The sequence below is a fragment of the Pseudoalteromonas sp. CO325X genome, from assembly GCF_004208955.1.
In the GTDB taxonomy this organism is placed as follows: Bacteria; Pseudomonadota; Gammaproteobacteria; order Enterobacterales; family Alteromonadaceae; genus Pseudoalteromonas; species Pseudoalteromonas ruthenica.
Window position 1 is genome coordinate 240,584 of sequence record NZ_SGPG01000014.1, and the last position, 19,245, is coordinate 259,828.

At 48.2% G+C, this 19,245-nt stretch carries 17 protein-coding genes; 9 read left to right on the top strand and 8 right to left on the bottom strand.

Going from position 1 to position 19,245, the window contains the following annotated elements; translation table 11 throughout:
* Positions 1-345: 345 nt before the first annotated feature.
* Positions 346-744 carry a hypothetical protein gene (locus EXT46_RS06445; RefSeq protein ID WP_130146057.1) on the bottom strand — a complete coding sequence of 133 codons (399 nt, stop codon included), beginning with the start codon at positions 742-744 and terminating at the stop codon, positions 346-348.
* Positions 745-1,176: 432 nt separating this feature from the next.
* On the opposite strand from EXT46_RS06445, the gene EXT46_RS06450 reads away from it, so the two are divergent.
* From EXT46_RS06450 to EXT46_RS06470, 5 genes are read left to right on the top strand one after another with little or no spacing between them, the layout of a single operon-like run.
* Entirely contained in the window at positions 1,177-2,619 is a 1,443-nt protein-coding gene (locus EXT46_RS06450; protein ID WP_130146059.1) for a hypothetical protein, read from the top strand.
* A gap of 4 nt (positions 2,620-2,623) precedes the next feature.
* Positions 2,624-3,100, top strand: coding sequence for a hypothetical protein (locus tag EXT46_RS06455; protein WP_130146061.1), 477 nt, complete (start codon positions 2,624-2,626; stop codon positions 3,098-3,100).
* Between the two features lie 28 nt (positions 3,101-3,128).
* Positions 3,129-3,521 (top strand): hypothetical protein, encoded by a 393-nt coding sequence (locus EXT46_RS06460; protein WP_130146063.1) that lies wholly within the window; start codon positions 3,129-3,131, stop codon positions 3,519-3,521.
* A 57-nt stretch (positions 3,522-3,578) separates the two neighbouring features.
* The gene (locus tag EXT46_RS06465) at positions 3,579-3,971 is read left to right on the top strand and encodes a hypothetical protein (protein ID WP_130146065.1); all 393 of its coding nucleotides are present in this window, start codon (positions 3,579-3,581) and stop codon (positions 3,969-3,971) included.
* Positions 3,972-4,030: 59 nt separating this feature from the next.
* Entirely contained in the window at positions 4,031-4,423 is a 393-nt protein-coding gene (locus EXT46_RS06470) for a hypothetical protein (protein ID WP_130146067.1), read from the top strand.
* Between the two features lie 145 nt (positions 4,424-4,568).
* On the opposite strand, the gene EXT46_RS06475 is transcribed toward EXT46_RS06470, so the two are convergent.
* The 6 genes from EXT46_RS06475 to EXT46_RS06500 form a co-directional block, all read right to left on the bottom strand.
* Positions 4,569-6,059, bottom strand: a complete 1,491-nt coding sequence (locus EXT46_RS06475; RefSeq protein WP_165381070.1) for an OmpA family protein — start codon at positions 6,057-6,059, stop codon at positions 4,569-4,571.
* 129 nt (positions 6,060-6,188) lie between these two features.
* Positions 6,189-8,738 (bottom strand): family 20 glycosylhydrolase, encoded by a 2,550-nt coding sequence (locus tag EXT46_RS06480; protein WP_346428460.1) that lies wholly within the window; start codon positions 8,736-8,738, stop codon positions 6,189-6,191.
* Positions 8,731-9,597, bottom strand: coding sequence for an ROK family protein (locus EXT46_RS06485; RefSeq protein WP_130146073.1), 867 nt, complete (start codon positions 9,595-9,597; stop codon positions 8,731-8,733). The genes EXT46_RS06480 and EXT46_RS06485 overlap by 8 nt, the downstream gene beginning before the upstream one ends.
* Positions 9,594-10,862 carry an MFS transporter gene (locus tag EXT46_RS06490; RefSeq protein WP_130146075.1) on the bottom strand — a complete coding sequence of 423 codons (1,269 nt, stop codon included), beginning with the start codon at positions 10,860-10,862 and terminating at the stop codon, positions 9,594-9,596. The genes EXT46_RS06485 and EXT46_RS06490 overlap by 4 nt, the downstream gene beginning before the upstream one ends.
* A 196-nt stretch (positions 10,863-11,058) precedes the next feature.
* Complete coding sequence (locus tag EXT46_RS06495) at positions 11,059-12,516, bottom strand: tryptophan halogenase family protein (protein ID WP_130146077.1); 1,458 nt, start codon at positions 12,514-12,516, stop codon at positions 11,059-11,061.
* Positions 12,517-12,555: 39 nt separating this feature from the next.
* Positions 12,556-15,207: a TonB-dependent receptor gene (locus EXT46_RS06500; protein ID WP_130146079.1), complete on the bottom strand. Its 2,652-nt coding sequence runs from the start codon at positions 15,205-15,207 to the stop codon at positions 12,556-12,558.
* Positions 15,208-15,474: 267 nt separating this feature from the next.
* On the opposite strand from EXT46_RS06500, the gene EXT46_RS06505 reads away from it, so the two are divergent.
* From EXT46_RS06505 to EXT46_RS06520, 4 genes are all read left to right on the top strand, one after another.
* Positions 15,475-16,341 carry an AraC family transcriptional regulator gene (locus EXT46_RS06505; RefSeq protein ID WP_130146081.1) on the top strand — a complete coding sequence of 289 codons (867 nt, stop codon included), beginning with the start codon at positions 15,475-15,477 and terminating at the stop codon, positions 16,339-16,341.
* A gap of 184 nt (positions 16,342-16,525) precedes the next feature.
* The gene (locus EXT46_RS06510) at positions 16,526-17,266 is read left to right on the top strand and encodes a ferredoxin--NADP reductase (protein WP_130146083.1); all 741 of its coding nucleotides are present in this window, start codon (positions 16,526-16,528) and stop codon (positions 17,264-17,266) included.
* A gap of 14 nt (positions 17,267-17,280) precedes the next feature.
* Positions 17,281-17,796: a nuclear transport factor 2 family protein gene (locus tag EXT46_RS06515; RefSeq protein ID WP_045980154.1), complete on the top strand. Its 516-nt coding sequence runs from the start codon at positions 17,281-17,283 to the stop codon at positions 17,794-17,796.
* A gap of 34 nt (positions 17,797-17,830) precedes the next feature.
* On the top strand, positions 17,831-18,154 hold the full coding sequence (locus EXT46_RS06520) for a hypothetical protein (protein ID WP_045980153.1): 324 nt from the start codon (positions 17,831-17,833) through the stop codon (positions 18,152-18,154).
* A gap of 33 nt (positions 18,155-18,187) precedes the next feature.
* Here the strand turns inward: EXT46_RS06520 and EXT46_RS06525 are convergent, their stop codons facing one another.
* A complete protein-coding gene (locus tag EXT46_RS06525) occupies positions 18,188-19,054 on the bottom strand; it encodes a tetratricopeptide repeat protein (RefSeq protein WP_045980239.1) in 867 nt (288 codons plus the stop codon).
* Between the last annotated feature and the right edge of the window lie 191 nt (positions 19,055-19,245).

The following is a 19,245-nucleotide window of genomic DNA, read 5'->3' on the forward strand; positions in this document are numbered from 1 at the left end:
CTACCCTACAACCTAAAGGTTAAACCTCGCCACAAAGTGGCCTGAGCTACTTCAAGCGCATAAATACAGCGCTTAAAGGGCGAAATTCGCGGTTAAGGGAGCATTTTCAAGATGCAAAAATGCTGCTTTGCCAAAGGTTCTCTGCAGCCGCAACATGGGCGACTGAGTCAGCGTATAGCTTGACCTTCACTAATGTAGAGTGTGCAGAGATAAATTAGCATTGCTGCCCGAGGCACCGCGAATAACACTGCGGTGGGTTGACTGTGGTCAGTGACAAAAATTAAGCAGACGCACTGAGATCGCTACCGAGGACACGCATTTCCTAGGGGATAGCAACTAAAACAATCAACCGGCAACTGATGGAGGAGCGCGGCACCCATGCGCGCCTTGAGGATTCTGGCAACGGGTGGGAGCGACAAAGGCAAACGCCGCTTTACGCAGCGAAATGGCTGCGCGCTTAGGCGCAAAAAAGTGAAACAATAACCAACATAAACCAATTAACAACTGGGCGCTAAGCACCGGCTGGGCAAAAAACTGCATCGCCGCCACTGACCAAGGCTCTTGGCTTAAACCTTCGCCCATTAGCGCTTCAAGGTCGATGGCATCTCCAAGGGAGCCGCTGAGCAACAACGCCGTATTAAGCGCAAAGAGCACACAAGCAAGCACAACACCACGACCAAAGCACGCGCCCAACACCAGCGGTTGCGTTAGCAAGGTTGAATTGTTCGTGTTAGCTGAAAGCACTGTGTACATCCACTTCGGGTTTAATTACGAAATATTGGTTAGGAACTTTCACTACTTACTGAAAGTTCGTGCCGAGTATAACAAAGGCATGCTAGGTTGCAACTAACAAATCACCTAAGTCCGCGCATTAAAGTATGGTGTTAGTTCTCTAGACGCGAGATAGACGCGAGATAGACGCGATTGTTATTTTTTTAAAATAAAAGTGATCGCTCTATTTATAAAGTTCCGTAAAAGCGTGCGAAGGGTTTGCAATTGCAACCACCTTTTGTTCCTCTCTAACTGGATTCAAACAGGGGGTGTGCATAGGAATTGGCCCCCCTTCACCATAGCGTAGAATAAGCGCCCTGACTGGGCGCTTTCTTTTTATTGTGCTTTTTTTTGGGCAGCACATCGGGTAATATTGTCGCCAGTTAAAAACAATTTATGTGTGCTATGGAAAGCTCTAGTCTCGTCAAGGATTACAACCCAGTAACGCCTGCAGCATTCGCTCGCGGCTACATTGTGTATTGCAGTTTTGGTCATCCTCATTTGGTGTGTCGCCCTGAACATATCCCCGATGATCCTATGCTCCCCCATCCCATCTATGCATTTCGGTCCGGGCGTGTATTTGCCGAGCAGTTTTTGCATGATCTCGACCCATGGCGCAATAGTCAGTTTATTATTAGCACCTTGTTCGACTATTTACATATCACCAGCTTCGGCTCAGGTTATAAGCCAGTTACTTCACAGCTTAACGAGGTGGCCGAAGCTTTGGTGGATGAACGCTTAGTGATGTTCGAATTGTGGGATATTGCCGAGCACCCTAATGTAGTAAAACAACAGCTGCAAAAATCAGATAAAACACGCAGTAGCGATGCCGCTGGCTCAAGCGCACCAAAACGCAGCAGCGGCGCCGATTTGGCAAGCCCAGAGAAAAAGGCACCCGCACCCAGCTCCACAAGCTCAGCGCCAGTGGTCACCGGCGCAGGCAAAAAAGCGGATACCAGCAAAGCAAGCGAACCGCAAGCAAGTGAAGCAAGCGCTAAAAAAGCGCCAGCACCGAAAAAGGCCCCACCGCAAAGCATGGAAGAGTGTGTTCAGCGCTTGGCGGATGCGCGTAAACGTCTAGAAGAGACCGGCGAATATCAACCTAAATATTCACAGAGTGAACTTACGGAATTAGCCGAAAAAGGTGAACTAAACGACCGTTTCTTTGTGAGGCTAATCTTCGGTGATGTAAGTAAAGCGGAAAACTCCAGTCTTGGCTTCCCCAGACCAGATTCAAAAAGAGCTCCATATTGGGCGACTACTTTCGATCAAATGGAAAATGCGGATACAGACCCAACGCTACTGGCCGCCTTATTCGGTATTGATCATAAGGAGATATCCCCAGATCAAGAGTTTACTTTAGCCATCATCGACTCACATTCAATGCCACCAAAAGCAGAACGGGAAACTTTTATCCCTACGTTCGAGAAAATGAAAGACTTTAGTAAACGCGAGCTAAAAGACGACTTGAAAAAGCGGAAAATCCCCCACGGAATAATCGATAAGGTGCTCAGCGACGAAGGTGCGCAGGACTTTAAAAAAGCTTTAGAGCAATATCAAAGTAACGGAGGAAACGTTCATAATGAAAAACATTTCAAACAGTTTTTGATAGCTACAAATGCAAAAGCCCAAAACCAAAAATTGGCTAGATTTAGAATTATGAACCAGTTTGGCGCCAATCACTTATTTAGTGGGAATGGATTAACCAAAGTCGATAAGTCATCGAACTGGGGAAAGAAAGTAAACAGCGACTATGGTGTAGTTGAATCTTTTACATTTGAAAGAGATCCCTTGAAAGTCAACCAACTTGGAGACGCAGTGAAGCTTATCAAAGCTCCTAGAGTGTAACACTATGAAATTATTAAACCCCTTTGACTTACCAAAAAAAATGAGTATCAAATTTAAGAAATACTCGCCAGACTCTAAAGAGCATTTGTTTATTATATCGAACGAAGACATAAATGTGCTCATAAGCCTCTCTCCTCCAAAGTTCGGTAAGCCGGACATCCCTGATTTTTACGTTGACCAAACAGAATTTCCAAAATCTGCTCTTTCCCAAATTGCGAAAACAATAGAAGAGAAGTTTTGGCGCAGCGCCTCTGAAGGAGGTCTTCCTGCTGGAGTAAACCGAACGGATATCTTTGTAAATGGCGAAAAGATAAGTATTTACAGAGAAATGAATGTTGGCGCGCCACATAGAAAAGGCTTTAGGGTCACTAACTTTAGCCGACCCAGCCGAAAATATGAGGAGGACTTTCAAGACTTCTGGTTAACCGATGATGAGCTTTTAAACGAAGGTGTTCTGCAAGCTTTTAAAGAATGCGCTTAAGCATCACAATGAATAGGGCTTTAGATATTTGAATATACCAGCAGAGAGACTCCAGTATATCGCTGATCTATTTTTACTCTGTAAAAAGGTAAAAGAGAACCCATGGACAGAACTTGCTTTTGTCTTTGAGTTTAACGATGGCCATATGGCCAACTCCGGTTTTCTATACAACGGAGATGCTATTCGTCCGGCTACAGCAAGGATTGAAGAAGATATGCTATTGCTCAGCGATACACTCCGTGAATTCCGTGAAGAAATTTATAAACAATGCGACTGGCGTTTTATCAAAATGTTGTTTCAAATGGAAAGTGAAACCGGGCGCTTTAAAATCGATTTTGAGTTTGAAGATAAAAGCCGCTGGGAAATCCACCCAGGTAATATGATGGAAATGCGTGAGCAGTTGCGCCCTCAGTTCGATTAATCGCTATTCTGGCGTTGGTTGTCGATTTTATGCATCAAACGACTACAAAAGGACAAAATGAATATACCAGCAGAACGACTCCAATATATTGCCGATCTCTTCCTGCGTTGTGAGGACGTAGCAGAAAACCTATGGACAGCGTTTACGTTTGTTTTCGAGTTTAATGAGGGCCATATGGCCAACTCTGGTTTCATATACAACGCAGAGGCAGTACGCCCTGCCTCTGCCGAAATAGAAGACGATCCTTTGTTGTTAGACGACACTTTGCTCGAATTTCGTGAGGAAGTTTATGAGCAATGCGACTGGCGTTTTATAAAACTGCTGTTTCAAATGGAAAGCGAAACAGGGCGCTTTAAAATCGATTTTGAGTTTGAAGATAAAAGCCGCTGGGAAATCCACCCAGGTAATATGATGGAGATGCGAGAAGAGCTGCGCCCTCATTTCGATTAATCGCTATTTTGGCGTTGGTTGTCGATTCTATGCATTAAACGCCTACAAGAGGACACCGTATGAATATACCAATGGAACGACTCCAATACATTGCCGAGCTATTTCTACGCTGCAAGAAAGTACAGCAAAACCCATGGACAGCGTTTTCGTTTGTTTTTGAATTTAACGAAGGACACATCGCTAATTCTGGTTTCCTATACAATAACGATAAAGTAGAGCTCGCTACAGCCAGGATTGAAGACGATATGCTGTTGCTAGAAGATACCTTGCTCGAATTTCGTGAGGAAATTTATGAACAATGCGACTGGCGTTTTATAAAACTACTGTTTCAAATGGATGGTGAAACAGAGCGCTTTAAAATCGATTTTGAGTTCGAAGATAAAAACCGCTGGGAAATCCACCCTGGCAATATGATGGAAATGCGTGAACAGCTGCGCCCTCATTTCGATTAATTTACGCTCTGCCAATATTATTGAGTCTTTGGTTCTGGCCCAGCACTTTTTGTATAACTGACCAGTGCTTTTGTAAAACAAGGCCGCAGAACAACTTATAATCAACCATAGCGCCCTGCAACCTGATGCAGGGCTAACTGCTCGGTTATAGGAACATGGGTGCTTTAAGTACCAATTCAACGCGACGGTTGCGCTGCATATTATCGTCATTATCGTTTGCAGCCAACGGAGCGACCGGCCCGACACCCACCGCTTGCAATCGCTGTTGGGTTATTTGGTAATCACGAACTAGGGTGTTCACCACTTCTTGAGCGCGTCGACTCGCTAAGTCTTGGTTGTAGTCAAATGCACCTTTGTTATCGGTGTGACCAACCACATACAAAGAAACATCAGTCCTTTGTGTTAAGAACTTTGCAATTTCATCCAATTGCGCTTTTGAGCTAGGTTTAATGGTGTGTTTATTAAAATCAAACTCAATACCATACAAAGAAACACTGCCTGTGTTTTGTATTTCTTTTAAAAGATTATCACTGTCGATATTTAAAGCTACGTGGCTAACTCCTTTTTCTTCAATAATATCAACCACCAACTCTACATTCTCCTCGGCCCTACGTTGTAGGCTGTACATCGATGTGTATAGCTTGCCATGAGGTGTGTCTTTCTCAGCTGTGAACAAGTAAAAGTTGCTTTTTTCAGTCATGTTATAGATATCAGAATCATGACGCTTAGCAAAAATGGTATCGCGGTAATTATCACGCAAGATATAGTTGCCACAACTACGTGCTTGGCACTCATAAATAATGGTGAACCCAGCTTGGGTCAGTGCATTCATGTAGTTTTTATGGACTGCATAAGGTCCAACCGTTTTATCAATACGGTAATTTAGCGTGGTCACTTTACCGCCGACGGTGCGCACCGGAATTGATTTTTTATACTGACCGACAATTAACGGGTAGGGTTCATAATCACTCACGCCGCTGCTTTTGATATAACTGCCAGGGAAGCGCTCTATTAATGGGTGATCAGCACTGCCTTTTGCATCTTTTTCCTTGGCTTTTAGCTGACTAAAATCTAACGCATCAATCTCAAAGTCTTGTTGCACGCTAAGACCCGCATCTGGCATAGGCAACGATGCAATTTGTTCATAGCCTAAAGAAAGTCCTCCGCTGCGTTCTTGTTTAGCAAACAGCATAACTGCACGTGGCTGCTCATTCACTGTTTTCATCGCTGACAGATAGCCAAATCGGTTTTCCTGCACATTGTAATAACCTAAGCGATACAACACTGTATCGCGAAAGGTATCATCAATTAGCCGGGCGTAAGTGCGTTTATCACACTCCTGAACGCAATAAACCTGTGTGCTAAAACCCTTGGCCTCCAGCTTGGCTTTAACATCAGCAAGTAGATGTGAAAAGCCGAGCTTGGCGCTAGGCTCAATCTCCTGCATGTAAGCGCGATACTCCCCCGCTAACTCTATACGTTGATCACCTTTGCCTAGCACTAATACAGGCATATAGCTGTAATGGGCGTCGGCCTTGGTGCGGCCGCTTTTGTATTTGTCGACGAATAGATTACTTTGCGCAAGACTAGAAGTGGTAAGTAACAGTAAAACGAAGGTAAAGAGCAAGCGAACCATTATTTTCATCCTTAAATATAACTAGCCTTATTAATACTTATTACCGTATTTAAATCAACTAGTTTCAGTAGCGAAAGCAAAAAGGCGGCGGCACCGCCCTGCTCTGCCTTACTGGTGTGAAATCTTGGTTTACTGCAAACTCAACGCCCTCCCTCGGCGCTCGGTTAATGGCGATCGTGCTCGTATCGCCCGCACCGGGCCATAGTGCTTGTTGCCTTTAAACGGTTGCCACTGGCCATCCGACGTTTGTACTTCAATGGCGAACCCGGGAAGTAAAGTAAAGGCATCGATATAACCTTGTTTAGTGGTGCTTGCCGCCACTGTGGGAATGCGATAAAAACGCCCATACTTTTCTAATTTAGCTATTTCCCGTTCGCCAACTAAATAAGCAAAACGCTGCCAATCCTGCTCTCGTTGCTGTTGGCGTTGCGCATCGAAAAACTCGGTGTCGGCACTGTAACTGCGACCGGCCACATAAGGCAGTGCCCACTGCGGTTTGTGCCAAGCACGCTCTGCTAACGCCAATAAGCGCGGATACAGCATGTACTCGGCTTGGCGGTCTGTGCGCAGCATCTCCGACCAAAGGTGTCCTTGCACACCGGCAAACTGCACACCGGGTTGTAAAGACGATTCACTGTCATCGGCGTGGTACGGCTGATTTTTAACACTGCGCCATATCTCTGCATGTGCGGGCAGATTATCAGGCATAAACTCAAACACCTTGCGCGTATCAACAGCCCGACTGGCCCAGTGATTTCCACGCTCTTGCGGGTGCGATTGATATGGAAAATCAAAATAGGTGACATCTGGGCTGGAGATCACCACATCCCATCCTTGATTGGCATGCTGATGGGCAACCTCATGGCCATTGTCACTCAAAGTCGCCCAGGCGTTACTTTGCACGTGAGCTGGCATATTTGCTAAGCGCACATCGCCCATGCCGTCACTCCAACCACCCACTTTAATGCCTTTATTAGCCAAAGATTGGCTAATCTTTTCAATAAAATAACCATTGAATGAGCTAAAGTCCGCGACCTTCTCTTTGAGCTGTTGGCATGCCGGTGACGCCAACCAAGCTCCGGCCGTTTCATCGGCACCAATATGATAAGTGTGCAACGCCACTCCCGCACGCTGGTGCAAACGCTGTACTTCCAGCAGTACCTTATCGATAAAGCGATAGGTTGACGGCAAACAAATATTTAAGGTGTTGTCGTTATAATGCTGAATAGAGCGGTATTGCGTACCGTCTTGTGGCTCCACTAAACGGTACTGACGGGCGCGCTGTTTATCACCTTGCGCCAGCAAACGCTGATAACGAGCCTCCATCGCTTTAATAGCGGCACGTGAGTGCCCGGGCATATCCAGCGAAGGCACCACTTCAATATGATGGGCTTGGGCATAACGCAAAATATCAATATAATCTTGCGCGCTATAAAAACCATTTATCCCACTGTCACTAAGGTGGCCGGCGCCCAACTGGGGCAACAAGCAGCGCTGCTCTGTTAAATCTAAACAACGTGTTGCCGCCACCTCGGTCAGCTCCGGTAAACCATCAATGGCAAGGCGCCAACCTTCATCGTCAGCCAAGTGCAAATGCAGCTTGTTAAGCTTATACGCAGCCATTTGCTCAATGGTATTAAGAATAAACGCTTTAGTTCGAAAATTACGTGCTACATCAATGTGTAAACCACGAAAGCCATAATGCGGCGCATCTTCTATAGCGACCCGCTCCAGGCTTAAATCGTCACTATTCAATAACCCCGCCACACTTTGCAGCCCGTAAAAGGCCCCGGTGGCACTGGGCGCTTGAATAACAATGCCATCGTCATGGACATTGAGTTTATAAGACTCTGGCGGCGCGCCTGCTTGCTCGCTGACATGAATTTCAATTCTCATCGCAGCTTGGCGCTCATGAACGCCGAGGGTTGCTAATCGTTTTAACGCCGCCTCGATGGGGCCTCGCTCTATTCCCTTTAATTGCAGTGTAAAACCTTGGCTTAGCGACAGCCGCCCCGGCGCCGTACGCGCAATGTGCTGTGGCTGTGGCACCAAGCCCAATACTGTATCACGGGGCTTTGGACGTACTTGATGCTGATATAAATATTCAGCCCCCATCCAAGGGGTTTTATCATCATCACTCACTCGTAATTGCTTGATACCGGTGAAAGCCTGTAAATAGGGTTGGCGCTCTAAGCCTGTAGTGTCATCAACAGCGCTTTGCGTGCTGGCGATCAGCTGTGGCTCAAGGCGGTGATCAATATCGCTTATCAGGTAGTTGGGCATAAACTCCGAGCGGGTGATTTGCGATTGTTCAGTGTAAAAACGCACGCTTACGCCCGCCTCACCAAAGCCGGTAAACTGCGAAGTGGCACGGATGCGGTGTAGATCACCATTAACATGCTCAATAGCAAGCTGCTCCCCCTGCACCGCGTAGATAGGCATCAGCTGGCTAAAATAGATGGCCCAATCGCTCAGTGGCTCTAAATCCTCGGCGTTGGCTAACGACAGTGTCAGTTCACTGAGGTAACACGCCTCTTTTTGCTCAGGACAACTATCAGGGTTGGCATCAATCAAGGTGTAATGCACTTGTAGTTGCTGCGCCAAGCGCTCAAGCTGCGACGCCGTGATCGCTTGCGCGTGGGCTGCGAAAACAAGCAACAATAAAATTAGCTTACGCACAATAAACCTCCTTGTGTGGCAAATGGGTGTGACGTTCGAATAACGCATATGCCCCCAGCAGCGGCGCATATTCCAACTGCCCGGGGCTTATTTGCAACGCTTCAACTAAAATGGGGTGAGCCTGCTTACTGAGCGCGTACCCCATGGTTTCAGCAAACAGTGAGTAAGAGCGTGCCACGGAGCCGCCAAGCACGACTTTGTCTGGGTCAAAAGCCAGCATCACCTGCGCCAAGGCATAACCTATGTGCGTACCTAAATCAGCAAACAACGCCTTGGCATGGGCATCGCCTTGTTGCGCTAACAGTGCCTGCGCGCCCCCCTCTAAACCTTGGCGCTTAAAGAATTGCCCGCTGGTATAGTGCTCAATGATGCCATCTCGATAGGGAAAGCTACCAAACTCGCCGGCCGCCGCATGTTTGCCGCTATACAAGGTGCCATCGATGACAATGCCCGCCCCAAGGCCGGTGCCTAAGCACACGCCCACGAGGTTTTGCACTTGATGGCCGCCATAACAATACTCGCCCATGGCAAAACAGTTGGCATCATTGTGCACCACCACCGGTAACTCAAAGTGGGTCTGTAACAATTGCTGTAAAGCAACGTTGTGCCAACTGGGAATATTCACGGTTTCCAGCACCCGACCTGATTGCATTTCCACCATGCTCGGAACGCCAATGGCAATGCCTTGGCTGTGCTCATCGATGGTACTGCGCACTAACTCTAGGACAAATGCATTGATTTGTTCTTTCTCCCCTTGGTAGGGCACCGCGCGACGAATCGGGGCGCTGAGATTCACGCCATCAACACGCGCTGCCAGTGCTTTGGTGCCTCCCAAGTCGATGCATACAACATTTTTCATGAAGGACTCTTTAACTCTTCGTTGGAAACGGATTTTTTAAACAGATTAAGGGTGTGATTGCGCACCAGTGGACGCGCCCAAATACCCACGCTAAAGATATAAGTCAGCGGTATAAACAGCACTAGAATGGCGATTTGTAAGCTCCCTATACCTTGGCTGATTGCGCCAATGATTGGCGAGGCCACGGCGCCGCCAATAATGCCAGTGCAGAGGATCCCGGCCACAGCGCCATGCCCGGCTTTAAAAGAGTTGAGCGCCAGAGAGAAAATCACCGACCACATGATGGACAAGAAAAACCCACAGGCAGGAAATGCCAGCACCGCCAGCGATTGGCTGCCAAACAGCGCTACAACTAAGCAGAGCGCGGCACCCACGCTAAAGAACATCAATAACTTTTGCGCATCCACACACTTAAGTAGCACTAATCCGAGTAAACAACCCAGGGTTAAACTCAACCAAAAATGACTTACCACCGCTGCGCCCTCAGTGTTGGGTTCTAAGCCATGTTGTTGCTGTAAAAACACCGACATAGAATTGGCAATGCCTTGCTCTAGGGCAACATAAGCGGCGATTGCAAAGAAGAACTTAATGGCCGTTGGGTTTTTAAAGTATTGCAGGCTTTGCTTGGCGCTGAGCCGCTCACCGGCGTTGCGCTGGGCTCTTTTAATGGGCGTTAGCGCTATCCATACCAGCATGGCCACACTTAATGCCGCAAACAGCCAATACATACTCAACCACCCCATATTCGCGGGAATACTCGGCGCTATCATGGCTCCAACACCTTGCCCAGTTTGCGTTTGCTCAAGTAATTGTGAATACACCAAAGGGGACAACGTTGCTGCGCCACCAAACATCAGCTGCGCCAACACTGACAACAGCGCAAAATGCTGGCTACCGCCGCTTTCGCGCAATAACGGGTTAACCGCCACTTGCAGTAGTGCCATAGCTGAGCCGAGCAAGAACAGCGCTGTCATTGCAACCGCAAATACCGGCATAAGCACAAACGCCACAGCGCCTAATGCAGCGAGCAAAAACGCCAACAACATCACGTTTTTCTCGCCCCAAGATTGCACTAACAACCCCGCCGGAATAGACATGACTCCGTAGGCGATAAAAAATGCGAACGGGAAAAACCCCGCTAGCGTTAAGCCAATATCAAAGCTCTCAATAAGCGCCGGAAATATCGGCCCGAGGATATTGGTAATAAACGAAATCATAAAAAAGGTCGCGAGTACTAATACGACCACAGGGATATTAGTTTTCATTGTTCTTCCCTCTGTGCCTTAAAATAAAAGGGGTGATGGTTTATACGAGCCGGCCTGTGGGCAAACAAACACAATGCTCAAGGGGAACCACGACCATCACCCCAAACGGGTTATTAATTCTCTTTTTATGCACTGCCAGTATCGCAGCCTTTTGCCACTACTGGCGGCACAATTCAGTGCCTTACCAATACTATTCTCACAGCCTTAAAACCTGCTCATGGACGCCAAAATGAGTCTCGCATAGTGTTTTTACATAGGCCTTGGCGGCGCTGTCGATTTGCGCCGGAGCGCACTCAAAAGGCTGAGTGAGGTGCGTGTCGCGATAATCCATTCCCGCTAACAGGCAATACCAGCTGGCTCGGTTATAAGCCTGCTGATGACGATGCTGATGCAACCACTGGTCGATATCTCCACCGCTGCACCAACGCTGTAACAGTGGCGCAATTCGCGGGCTTTGTGCGGCTATTCCCGCACTGGCTAACCAATAGGGTGTATCGACACGACGGCTGGTGGCGTAATGGCCGAGAATATAATCTTTCACGCCGAGCACTAAGGTGTGTAATTCATCATTAAGCTGCTGCGCACTGACCAGGCCTTCAATAAATTGACTCAGTAGCGTGATGCTGTGGCCCGTGATCATCAGCGCGGTGGCCTCCAGAGGCTCGATAAAGCTCTGCGCTAGGCCAACGGCCATGACATTACTGACCAGTGCGCGGCGCATCATCCCCACTCGCATGTGCAGATGTTTAGCGCTGCTGTGATACTCACCTAAGGCTTGGCGCAATTGCAGTTCAGCCTGCTCCGCACTTAGATATTGACTGCTGTAGACATAGCCATTGCCACAGCGGCTTTGCAGTGGAATGTGCCAGCGCCAACCACTCGGCATCGCTTGAGCATGGGTGTACACCGGCGGGTTAGGCAGCGCCTCAGTGGCAAAAGCCACGGCGCGGTCGTTGAGTAACTCATCGTTAAAACTAATAAAGGGCTCTTGCAGCGCCTTTTCCACCAGCAATGATTGAAAACCACTGGCATCAATGTAAAAGTCCCCCTGTAGTGTGCGCCCATCCGCCAAGGTGACATGCTCAATACGCTGGCGACCTTGTACTTGCGAGACTGTTCCGCTGATGTGCTCAACACCACGAGCGCAGGCATAGGCGCGCAGCCAATCTGCCAGCTTTTGCGCATCAAAATGATAGCCATAGTGCAGCGGCCGCGCTAATGCACTGAGCGCTTTGGGAGCACGATTTTGCGCCGCCAACTGCGCCGCTAAAAAGTACCCATCAGGATGGGCGGGCACAGCAGCACCGCGACGCCTGGCATTGGCGTTAACAAAAAACACCTCCGCCGTTTTTTCATCTAACTCACTAAAGAAAGGGTGAAAATACTCACTGTCATCGCCATTCCAGTGACTAAAGCGGATCCCTGCCTTATAGGTGGCGTCGCAGGCACGCATCCAACTGCTTTCTGTCACCCCTAAGTCGGCCATAAACTGTTGCAGATGTGGCGTGGAGCCCTCGCCAACACCAATACGACCAATGTGTGCAGACTCTATCATCCGCACCGTTTTATCTCGGTGGTGCTTACTCAGATAGGCGGCGCACATCCACCCGGCCGTGCCTCCACCCACTATCGTGATGGTATTAATGTTATTCATCGCCCTGTTTGCCCAGCGCTGAGGCTGGGCCCTTGGTAGTTAGAACTTATAGCTGGCACTGAGGTAGTAGCGAGAGCCAAACTCAATGGTGTTTTGCGTTAAGTCATAGTTGGTATCGTAAGATTGAATGACCTCATTGGTAAGGTTCACCCCCTCTAAGCTGATATCAAGGTTTTCCATGGCGTGCCAAACAACGGATGCATCCCATTGTTGATAGTCATCATTGCGCACCGCTTGTGCGGCGCCCACACCTATCCACTCACTGCGCCAGTTGTAGGCGATACGCGCACTGATGTGGTCGTTCTCGTAGAACAGCGAGCCATTAAATGAGTTTTCCGACACCCCAGGAACCATTTCTGTGGCGCCATCGGGGCGGGTTGTTTCACCATCAACGTAGGTGTAGTTACTGACAAAGCCAAAACCATTGGCAAAGGTATGCTGCAATTGCAACTCTAAGCCGGTGACATCACCATCGCCATTACTGCGAGGTCGGGTGACTCGGCAGCTATCATATTCTGACGGTTGAGCGCCACAACCATCGACAAACTCGGCCTCTTCAGTGAGAAAGACAACGTTGTCAATTTGTTTCACAAAAGCGGCTGCTGAAAACAGCGATGCCTCGGTAAAATAGTATTCAACCCCGAGGTAAGCTTGGTCGGCCTCATAAGGTTTTAGATAGGGGTTGCCGCCGTTGGCAGAGCCAAAGTTTTCTTGAATGGCTAAGCCGGGCTTAAGGTCGCTGTAATTCACCCGTGACATCACACTGGATGCGGCGGCGCGCATAATAACGTCGTTGCTGACATCAAAGGCGATGTTGATGCTTGGCAACCAATTATCGTAATCCACCGTTTCTTTAAAGGCTTGGCCATCGGCATAGCCAGACGAGGTTTGTTCAGTGTCCACATAGCGCAAGCCCACGTTTCCTCGGAAGTATTCGCCGCTGAAATCACTTTGCACGTAAAGCGCCAGCATATCTTCATCCACGCCGAAGGTATCGCCCAAAGCCGGTGTTTCAATCAGCTCTCCCGCTTCATATTTGCCACTGATAAAATCCCACCACTGGTCTTCATCAAGCTTGGCATAGGAATCAAGAATATGGCCGCTACTTTGCGAGTGAAGATCAGTAAACACGCCATCACTCCAATTGCTTAAATTGCCATTGGGAACAAAGCCAACCACATCGGCCGGGTTACGATGAATCGCTACGCGTGAGAATTCACTGCTATTGACCTTCACCCCTGCTTCAATACTGGTAAACAAATCGCCGCTGAGCAACCATTTGATATCTGCTTGAGCGTAGCGGATATCATGCTCTTGTACGGTAGTTTGAAAGTTGGCCTCTTGGGCATGTTTAAACTGACTGGCATCGGTGGCATCGAGTGAGCTCAGCCATACTTGATAGGGGCCGGTCGCATCATAGGTAAAACCGCCATCGGTGCTATTTTGACCATTTGCAAATGCCGGGTCGCCGATTTTATCGCCCTCGTCAGTCGCCGGTATCCACCAACTGGAGGCGCCAAACTGCGTGCCGCCATCGGAGGTAGACTGACCCAGCACGGCACTTACTTCATAAGTATCACCGATATACTTAGCCGATAAGTTCAGTACATCGGCTTTCATATTAACGGCATTGCGCACCACCGGATTATAAATAATCGAGGCGTAGGCAGGCGTAATGGTCGCTTGCTCAGTACCGCCAAGGGCATTATTTTGCACGTTTTCAGAGCCGCTGCCGCGCCCGCCGACGGTCAAAAAGTTGTGGTTTACATGAGGGTTATCCAGCTCGAAGCGGAAATAATCAAGCACAAACTCGGTATTATCGGTAGGCGCAAATTGCGCGGTTAGTTGCGCACTGGTGCGCTCGCGCTCAGCTCGAAAAGCCTGCGAGCCTATCGCCCACGCGCCCACTGTCGATTCTTGCCCTGTGCCTGGGTTAGCTGCAAAGTATTCATAGTAACTTCCGATAGACTCCAGCACATGGCGCCCGGAGGTCAGTTGCTCGATGGAGTAAGAAGCGAGAACACCAAAGCGCTCTTGCTCATCTTTCCAGCTCGCTAAAAATGCGCCACCCGCGTCGGTTTCATCGTACAGAGACCCACGCGCGAGCTCAGCGGATACCATCAGTGTGTTGGTGTCTAAGTCTAACGGCTGGCGCGTGGTCAAGTCCACGGTGCCGCCTAAGGCCCCTTCCTCGATGGAAGCTTTGGGTGTTTTGTACACTTCCACCGCCGATACTTGCTCAGCAGAGAGTAATTCCATATTAAATGTACGCGTTGCAGGGCCTAAGTCGTACCATGAGGTGCTGGCCACTGATTGGCCATTTAACAGCACTCTTGATTGCTCAGGCGCTGTACCGCGAATGGTCACCCCGCTCACTTCACCGTATTGGCGGTCCACGGTAACCCCAGAAATACGCTGTAAGGCATCACCAATGTTTTTGTCAGGGAATTTACCAATGTCTTCAGAGGTAATGGCATCAACCACCGCATTGGCAAAGCGCTTAGTATTCATGGAAGCTTCCAACGAGCGGCGAATACCCCTCACTTCAATGGTTTCCATTTGCTGGTCATCTTGCGCTAACTGCTGTTGTGCATAGACGCTGGGAGTAATAGCCATGCTAGCGAGTAAACTTGTGGTCACGAGTGCAGCCACTCGGTTGATTTTAAAGCGGCGTTTAGGTGTTGTTTTCATTGTTATGCTCATCTTCTTCCTTACTATTTTTGGCCTATTCAGAGTAAAGGCATGAGCGTTTTTTAAGCGGTACGATTCTATGCACTGATCATACTTTTCTCGCAGTGTTGCGGTTAAGCTGTCAAAAAAGCGTAAAACCAAAGCACTATAGCGGTAAACGAATGATAGGTTAGTATTGAAGTGTGAGAGAATAGGCGCACACAAGCGCTGGGGAGTTGCTGAAATAGCAAAACAATTAACAAGGACAATAACAGTGGAGGTTAGCGCGTGCGTGCAATGTGTGAAAAGGTGATCCCCTCACCAAACTGCTCTTGGCGTTATTGCTTGTATCGCTTGCCCGAAATCCCATTTAATTGGCACTATCACCCCGAGTACGAAATATGCTTAACCCTCAATAGCCGTGGCGTGTGCCATATCGGCGACTATATTGCCCCCTATGGTGACTGCGACTTGGTGTTGCTTGGCCCTGAACTGCCCCATACTTGGCAATCGAAAATCAACACTGACTTATCTGAGCAAATTGTCCATGTGGCACAAATACCAGCACCGTGGTTAGAAAGCATGGTGGCTCAACACCCTGAGCTGCAACAACTTGAGGAGTTACTCAGTGGTGCTCGCCGAGGCCTGCGTTTCTCGCAACAATTAGCAAAGCAATGCCAAGCCTTGTTCGAGAACATGGAGCAAGCCAGCCCGTTACAGCGCTATGTACTGTTAATGGATATGCTAACGCGCATGGCACAATCCCAGTATGATTACCTTTCCAGCGCCGGATTTCGTTTTGATTACCGCCAAGACCCAGCCAAAGACAAGTTTGACCGGGTGATTTCCTTTATTTATGACAACTACACGGAAAAGCTCAGCGCAGATATGCTTGCCGAGCATGCTCACATGAGCACCAACCACTTCCATCGCTTTTTTAAGAAACGCACCGAGCGCACCGTGACCGAGTTTATTAATCAGCTACGCATCGCCAAGGCGTGTAAGCTACTCATTAATACCTCTTCGCCGATTACGGTGATCTCCGATCAATGTGGATTCAATAACATTTCTAATTTTAATCGACGCTTTCAAACAATAAAGAACTGCACCCCGAGCCAGTTTCGCGCGCGGCTTCAGCAGCGCGCACTGATCTAAACATCGGAACCTTCTCCCCGGCGCTAGAGCTTTACGCAGCAACCACGCCAGAGCAGCCGCACAGCGCTATACTGATACTGTTAGCGCTTTCTAGCAACTGTACCAAAAATTAAAACTCATTGACTTTATAGCTCACAGTTGCCACAGTTAACTTATTGAGTAAAAAGACATTACTGGAGGCGAAATGGCTAATTGGCTGAGCGCAAAAGTGACCCAAGTGAAGTGGTGGAATGACAAACTATTCTCGCTGGTGGTCCACGCCGACATCGCTCCTTTCACTGCGGGGCAATACACTAAGCTTGCGTTAGAGATAGACGGTGAGCGTGTGGCCCGGGCCTATTCATTTGTTAATCCTCCTAGCAGTGATGACCTCGAGTTTTACTTAATTAAGGTTGACGATGGTGCCCTATCTGAGGCGCTGGCCAACTTACAACCCGGTGATGAGGTACGCATCGCCGAGCAGAGCACGGGCTTTTTCACACTTGATGAAGTGCCTAGCAGCGAGCAAGTGTACATGCTTAGTACCGGCACCGCGATTGGCCCGTTTTTATCAATACTGCAACAACCCCATGTATGGCAAAAATTTACTCACGTGGTGTTGGTACACTGCGTAAGAGAGCAGCAAGATTTAAGCTATCAAGCATTGGTTAAACAGCTGCAACAGCAGTATCCACAACTACACTATGTGCCCGTGGTCACCCGCGAAAATGTCGATGGCATGTTGAGTGAGCGTATTCCCGGGTTAATAAAAAGTGGCAAACTTTTTGACCATGTTCAGCTCAGTGCCAGCCCAAATGTGGCACAGTTTATGATCTGCGGTAACCCTGAGATGGTAAAAGACACCAGTGCCTGCCTTCAAGAACTAGGCTATACACGCAACCGACGGCGCACGCCAGGGCAGATCACCGTAGAGCAGTATTGGTAAAAAAGGACCAACAAATGAAATACCTAATTGTGTCATTGCTATGCCTAAACTTGATTAGCAATGCCTACGGCGAACAAACGCCGCTTGAGAAAGACCCAGCGCAGCAACAAGCGCTTGAGCAAGCCATCAAAAAAGCCGAAAAGAAAGCGGTTAAAAAGCTCAGTAAAGAACAACAACAAGCGGTTGCAGTCGTGGATGCCTTAGTGGATGCTTATAACAACAAAGACATCGACACCTTCATTAGCTACTTCGCTGAGGATGTGGCGTTTTATATGTTTCCCAACGAGTTGATGTTCACTGGCAAGGAGCAACTCATAGCCCGCTATGGCTTGATGTTTAAAAAATTACAGTGTGTAAATACCGCCCCTATCAAACGTATTGTTCATGGTAGCTTTGTTATTGACCAAGAGCTTTCAGAGTCGTGCAGTACAGACCCTGAAGTTATTGATAAACGCTCTGAGGTGGTCACCAGTTATCAAGTGAAAGACGCCAAAGTACAAAAAGTGTTGTTTTTTAAAACTACCAGCTAAACTGCTAGGTGTACGCAAGTAATTGAGGAAAGCCATGGCAGCAAACACCCCACCACAGATACAGTTATTATACCGTGTTGAACCGGGATGTTTGGGGCCGGATGGCAAAGATCACATAGAGGGGTTTTGTGCCTACGCACAACAGCATATCAGCGCTCCCGAATTTGCCACTTACCGTTTTGTGCCGCGTTACGATAAAAGCAAAGATGAAGTCAGCTACACGCTGCGTAATAAGCGCTTATCACTGCAACAGGCCGAGCAATTTCTTGCTCACTTTGGCAGCCAACGCAGTGATTTTGAAGAACATCTAGACGAACAACTCGCCGAAGCCATCGACCAATTTTTACGTCCCAGCTAGGGGCGTAGCAGCGGCTACAACCCCCAAATTCCTTTAGCCATTAACGATTTCATTAAAGCTATCGTTATCATGTAAGCTGGCAAACGCGCTTTCGTGCAACAGCTCATTGCGCAGATTAGGCGAGTAGTCTAAGGCCATGCGAATATCCGCCAAGGCATCGCTGTGCTCGTGTGTGAGTGCGTATGCACAAGCTCGCTGCCAGTAGGCATAGCCATAATCTGAGTCAATTTCTAGTGCCTGATTACACAAACTAATTGCCTCTTGGGTATCCCCAAGCTCGAGTAAGGCATCCGCCTTGTAGGCGATAGCTTCAACATCTTCAGGCTTACGATTAAGGATCTCGTCGTAAATCTCAACCTTGGTAGCAAAGTCGCTCTCTAAATTAGCACGCATCCACAATGAATGAATTTCGTTGGTGATGGTGATCTTCTTCTGGTTGTTGAGGATTTCCTCTGAGCGACCTCGAAGCTGCTCTTCTAAATCTTTTAGGCGCGCTTCATATTCGTCGGTAATGGCACTGACGCGAGAGTTAACAATGTCTTCAACCTTATTTTTTACGTCGCGTAGTGAGTTCCACCCAACTAACACCAAAATTGACGCCGTCGCGGTGATAATAAAAAACACATTGTTAATGGTGTCTGTGGTGTAGACAATGGCGCGATCAGCGGTTTCTAACTGTGCATGAGCAATCTTTTCGGTGTATTCGGCACGCAAAGCCTGTTGGTCTTGGCGCACCGCCTTGAGCTCATCGAGGATGTAACGCTCAATCAATGGGCGATACATGGGCTCATTTAAATCCTTAACCACCTGCTGTGTTTGTTGCTCTTGGTTCGGTGTTAGCCCTTTCGCCTGTTGCGCCGGCAGCGCCGACTCGGGGGTATTGGCATAACTGCTGGCCATAGTGCCAAAAACAAAAAGTAAGCCGCTGAATATAAAGCAAACTAACTTAGACATGCCTATTTCCTTTTTTATAATTCTCTCAGCCCCTATGATGCCAGTTTGCTGTGTTTCAGGCAAAAAAAAGCCAGCTACAAAAGTAACTGGCTAACCTGCTTAACAACAATAAAGGTTCAAAGGAACATTAACAGGAG

Coding starts and splice junctions, on each gene's coding strand:
- EXT46_RS06450 (WP_130146059.1), top strand. CDS start 1,177: ATGGAAAGCTCTAGTCTCGTCAAGGATTACAACCCAGTAACGCCTGCA.
- EXT46_RS06455 (WP_130146061.1), top strand. CDS start 2,624: ATGAAATTATTAAACCCCTTTGACTTACCAAAAAAAATGAGTATCAAA.
- EXT46_RS06465 (WP_130146065.1), top strand. CDS start 3,579: ATGAATATACCAGCAGAACGACTCCAATATATTGCCGATCTCTTCCTG.
- EXT46_RS06470 (WP_130146067.1), top strand. CDS start 4,031: ATGAATATACCAATGGAACGACTCCAATACATTGCCGAGCTATTTCTA.
- EXT46_RS06475 (WP_165381070.1), bottom strand. CDS start 6,059: ATGGTTCGCTTGCTCTTTACCTTCGTTTTACTGTTACTTACCACTTCT.
- EXT46_RS06485 (WP_130146073.1), bottom strand. CDS start 9,597: ATGAAAAATGTTGTATGCATCGACTTGGGAGGCACCAAAGCACTGGCA.
- EXT46_RS06490 (WP_130146075.1), bottom strand. CDS start 10,862: ATGAAAACTAATATCCCTGTGGTCGTATTAGTACTCGCGACCTTTTTT.
- EXT46_RS06495 (WP_130146077.1), bottom strand. CDS start 12,516: ATGAATAACATTAATACCATCACGATAGTGGGTGGAGGCACGGCCGGG.
- EXT46_RS06500 (WP_130146079.1), bottom strand. CDS start 15,207: ATGAAAACAACACCTAAACGCCGCTTTAAAATCAACCGAGTGGCTGCA.
- EXT46_RS06510 (WP_130146083.1), top strand. CDS start 16,526: ATGGCTAATTGGCTGAGCGCAAAAGTGACCCAAGTGAAGTGGTGGAAT.
- EXT46_RS06515 (WP_045980154.1), top strand. CDS start 17,281: ATGAAATACCTAATTGTGTCATTGCTATGCCTAAACTTGATTAGCAAT.
- EXT46_RS06520 (WP_045980153.1), top strand. CDS start 17,831: ATGGCAGCAAACACCCCACCACAGATACAGTTATTATACCGTGTTGAA.
- EXT46_RS06525 (WP_045980239.1), bottom strand. CDS start 19,054: ATGGCCAGCAGTTATGCCAATACCCCCGAGTCGGCGCTGCCGGCGCAA.